Annotated in this window: 5 protein-coding genes and 1 tRNA gene; 1 reads left to right on the plus strand and 5 read right to left on the minus strand. The window is 66.6% G+C overall.

Annotation, left to right across the window (positions count from 1 at the left end; genetic code table 11):
- Positions 1–71 precede the first annotated feature (71 nt).
- Positions 72–148 (plus strand) — tRNA-Met (locus AX708_RS04325).
- Here the strand turns inward: AX708_RS04325 and AX708_RS21330 are convergent.
- From AX708_RS21330 to AX708_RS04355, 5 genes are all read right to left on the minus strand, one after another.
- Positions 105–1,745 carry a recombinase family protein gene (locus AX708_RS21330; protein WP_369815590.1) on the minus strand — a complete coding sequence of 547 codons (1,641 nt, stop codon included), beginning with the start codon at positions 1,743–1,745 and terminating at the stop codon, positions 105–107. The two genes, AX708_RS04325 and AX708_RS21330, sit on opposite strands and share 44 nt — an antisense overlap.
- 148 nt (positions 1,746–1,893) lie before the next feature.
- The gene (locus AX708_RS04340; RefSeq protein WP_082745488.1) at positions 1,894–2,649 is read right to left on the minus strand and encodes a DNA methyltransferase; all 756 of its coding nucleotides are present in this window, start codon (positions 2,647–2,649) and stop codon (positions 1,894–1,896) included.
- The gene (locus AX708_RS04345) at positions 2,646–2,918 is read right to left on the minus strand and encodes a hypothetical protein (RefSeq protein ID WP_066527515.1); all 273 of its coding nucleotides are present in this window, start codon (positions 2,916–2,918) and stop codon (positions 2,646–2,648) included. Before AX708_RS04345 ends, AX708_RS04340 begins: the two co-directional genes overlap by 4 nt.
- Complete coding sequence (locus AX708_RS04350) at positions 2,915–3,298, minus strand: hypothetical protein (RefSeq protein WP_066527518.1); 384 nt, start codon at positions 3,296–3,298, stop codon at positions 2,915–2,917. Before AX708_RS04350 ends, AX708_RS04345 begins: the two co-directional genes overlap by 4 nt.
- The coding region (locus AX708_RS04355; protein ID WP_233999608.1) for a hypothetical protein at positions 3,295–3,626 on the minus strand (332 nt) is incomplete at its 5' end. The genes AX708_RS04350 and AX708_RS04355, both read right to left, overlap by 4 nt.

A 3,626-nucleotide genomic window follows, 5' to 3' on the forward strand; every position in this document is an offset into this window, starting at 1 on the left:
GCAAGGCCGACCGGCCGCCCGCAGCGACGCGACCTTCAGGTCGCATGAGCGAGGAACGCCAAACAAGGTGACGCGGGATGGAGCAGCCCGGTAGCTCGTCAGGCTCATAACCTGAAGGTCGTTGGTTCAAATCCAACTCCCGCAACCATCTTTAACATACAAACGCCGCTGACCTTCGGGTCGGCGGCGTTTGTGCGTTCTGGGGCTGCGAAGCCCAGGATGGTCGCCAGTTCGCCATGAAGGACCAGGTCGACGCCGCGCCGGTCATCGGCTCGGGGTGCCACTTCGATGAAGTCGACCAGACTGTCGAGCAATGGCCGCGCCAGCTTCATGGCCTCGCGATCGCCGGCGACAATCTGCGCCATGCTGTCGACCTGGCGGCGATAGTCCTGAATGATGGCCGGATGCGCGACCATCGGTTCGATTTCAGGAAAGTCTTCCTGGTCGGCCAGCAGAGCTTCGCGGCGCGCGGCCAGTTCATCGGCGCGCGCCTTCAGCTTGTCGGGCGCAATGCCTGCGATGATCGCATCGGCGATGCGTTCTTCGGCCTGGTCGATTTCGGCCAGTTGCCGATCGATGGCGGCGCGGCCTGCGATCAGGCGGCGGCGTTCATCGGCCCATGCCAGACGGAATTCGTCGAGATAGGCTGCGATGACATCGGGATGCAAAAGGTCGCGCTTGATCGCCGCCCAGATCCTGCGCTGAAGGACCGCGTCGGTCACGGTCGCGCCGTTGCTGCAGGTTCCTGCCTGGCGGTAGGCGCTGCAGCCCCAGCGGTCGGTCGACACGATGATGACCGGCCCGCCGCAAGAGGCGCAGCGCAGCTTGCCAGAGAACAGGCGGGTCTGCCGCTTGCGCTGGGGATGGTCGCCGCCGGCATCATCCAGGCGCTGCTGGACCTTCGCCCAGGTCGCGGGGGCGATGATCTGCAGTTCGGGAACCGCCTGGCTGACCTGGTCGCCGGCGGCATTGATGCGGGAAACCCGCTTCCTGCTGTCGGGGTCTTTCCTGAAGGTCTGCCGATTATAGACGATTTCGCCCAGATATAGGCGGTTGTGCAAGATGCCGTTCCCGCGCTTGCGGTTGCCGACGATGGTGTTCGCGCGCCATTGCCCGCCGCGGGGCGCGGCGACGCCTTCAGCGTTCAGGCGCTTCGCGATCGCGGTCGCGCTCTCGCCCGCGGCATAGTCAGCGAAGATGCGGCGGATGATCGCCGCCTGGTCTTCGTCGATTTCCCTAAGCCCGCGTTCGGGCTCGCCATCGGCGGCGAAGGCGAAGATCTTGCGATAGCCATAGGACAGCCCGCCAGGGATGCGCCCAGCGCTGACCCTGCCGACATGGCCGCGCCTGACCTTGTCGGCCAGCTGTTCGAGAAACAGCGCCGACATCGTCCCGCCCAGCCCGATATGCATCGACCCGACTTCGCCTTCTGACAGGGTGACGATGCGCGCGCCGGCGAAGCGGATGCGCTTGAAGATGCCGGCAAGGTCTTCCTGGTCGCGCGAAATGCGGTCCAGGCTCTCGGCCAGCAGAATGGCGGCAGCGCCGCTGTCGATGGCATCGATCGCGGCCTGCAGGCCTGGGCGGTCGCGGATGGTTCCGCTGACCGCGGGGTCGGCCTGTTCGCCGATGACCCGCCAGCCTTCCCGATCGGCGCGCTGGCGTAGCAGGCGCAGCTGGTCTTCGACCGAATCCTTCGACTGAAGGGCGGTCGAATAGCGCGCATAGAGGATCGCGGCGGTCATTTGCGGGGCGGCGAATCGGTCATCAGTGCGGCCATCATGGCGCGCGCCCGCGCTCTTGCCAAATTGCGGGCGAAGGCGATCGCTTCCGGCCTGGCGGGTGCCAGGCCAGCGGCGTCGCAATCGACCAGGGCAAGGGCTGGGCGATCGGTCACGCCGGCGGCAGCCCTTCGATCGCTTCGCCGATGCGCTGGACAGCGGCGGCGAACCAGCGCGGGTCGCGCTCGATGCCGAAGAACCGCTTGCCAGCCTGGACCGCGGCGACGCCGGTCGAGCCCGTTCCCATGAAGCTGTCGCAGACCGTTTCGCCGGCGACGTTGCGCATGATCTTCGCCATGACCGCCGGCGGCTTGATGGTTGGATGACCGAAGCGGATCTTCAGCCCGCGATCGGGTGACGCGGTGATCGACCGCGCCTTGTCGGCCAGGTCGCCCTGGGGATGATAGCCGCGGTTCCAGGCGTGAATGAAAAATTCGCGGTCGGGGCGATAGTGCTTGTTCGCGACAGGCTGGGGCGCGGCCTTCGTCCAGTCGAGCAGGGCGAAGCGGTGGAACTGGCCGGCCATCAGCGGCAGCAGCTGGGGCAGCTGGTCATTGTGGCAAAAGCAAACGACAGCGCCGGCCAGCGCGGGGTCGATGATCGAATGATCGAAGCCCTGGTCAATGCCCAGCGCGGCGACTTCATCCATCGCCTTTCGCGCCTTGCGATAGCGCCCGCCGCCGCTGGTCGCGATGACGAAGGGCGGGTCCATGACATCGGCATCCATGAAGCCCAGGCCTGGCCGGATGGTGTAGGCGTCGCCGCAAAAGAGGGTCGCGAGGACTCGAGTCCCGCGGCCGATCTGGACGACATGAATGCTGTCGCCGCGGGCGCGGTCGACGCCGATGATGCGAACCGCGGCGGTCATTCTTCGCCGTATCCCATGCCGGTCAGCGCCTTGCTGACCAGGTGCCAGACATGAAGCGCCAGCCTGCGATGACCCAGAACGCGGGTTTCGCGGGTGACGCCGCCTGCGGTCATGGCTTTGTCGAGCCCTTCGGCTGACCGCCCGCGAAAGGTGCGCGCGCGGTAGTTTCCGCGCTTCAGATCGCCGCCGATGTTGTCGATCATCATGCGCGCCAGTTCGGTCTTCTGGCCAGTGATCGCCGAATGCAGTTCGACCTTCACGATGATCATCGGGCGGTCCTTTCCAGTTCGACCAGGTCGCTGGTCAGGTTCGTCGGCAGCCGGAACCGCATCTGCAGCAAGCGGCGACGCATCGCGGCGTTGTTCGGGATGACCGGCCCAGCGTCGCCATCAATGCGGCCTGGCCGCGGCGCGATCGCCAAGGGCTCGACATCTTCGCAGCGGACAGGGAAGCGCGCCCAGCGCCGCCGGTCATCTTCGTCGCGCTTTTCATAGTAGCCAGGCGCTTCCTGCAGCTGGTCCAGGGTGTATTTGCCCGCCCAGGTCAGCGGCCAGGCATAGCCAGCAGCGCGCGGGCGCCAGAGCGTGACGTAGGGGTCGCCCAGCCAGGCCCGCCGGATGTCGACGATGAAAAAAAGCTGTTCGGTCATTGGCCCGCCCTTTCCAGTTCGACCAGCGCGGCGATCGCCAGCGCCGCGGTCAGTTCCAGCCTGGCGCGGCATTCGCCGATCGGGGTGTCGGGGCTGCCGATGGCGAACAGGGCATCCAGGGCGCAGTTCGCCGCTTCGCCGGTCAGGCGCAGGGCGGCTTCTTCGCCGGCGACGATGCGATCGATGTTGCGGTCGAACAGCTTTTCGCGGGCGGTGACGATGCCCAGGATGGCGGAATAATCGCCGACCCTGACCGCGATGTTCGTCACTTCGGGCGCGCCTGGCAGCCGGCCAGGGCGGGGCTCGCCGAAGGTGGCAAGGGGATGGG

The organism is Erythrobacter sp. CCH5-A1 (assembly GCF_001557115.1).
GTDB lineage: Bacteria > Pseudomonadota > Alphaproteobacteria > Sphingomonadales > Sphingomonadaceae > Erythrobacter.

What these genes read in the sequence shown, in the direction of transcription:
- AX708_RS04340 (WP_082745488.1), bottom strand. Translation starts at nt 2,649, where the DNA reads ATGACCGCCGCGGTTCGCATCATCGGCGTCGACCGCGCCCGCGGCGAC.
- AX708_RS04345 (WP_066527515.1), bottom strand. Translation starts at nt 2,918, where the DNA reads ATGATCATCGTGAAGGTCGAACTGCATTCGGCGATCACTGGCCAGAAG.
- AX708_RS04350 (WP_066527518.1), bottom strand. Translation starts at nt 3,298, where the DNA reads ATGACCGAACAGCTTTTTTTCATCGTCGACATCCGGCGGGCCTGGCTG.
- AX708_RS21330 (WP_369815590.1), bottom strand. Translation starts at nt 1,745, where the DNA reads ATGACCGCCGCGATCCTCTATGCGCGCTATTCGACCGCCCTTCAGTCG.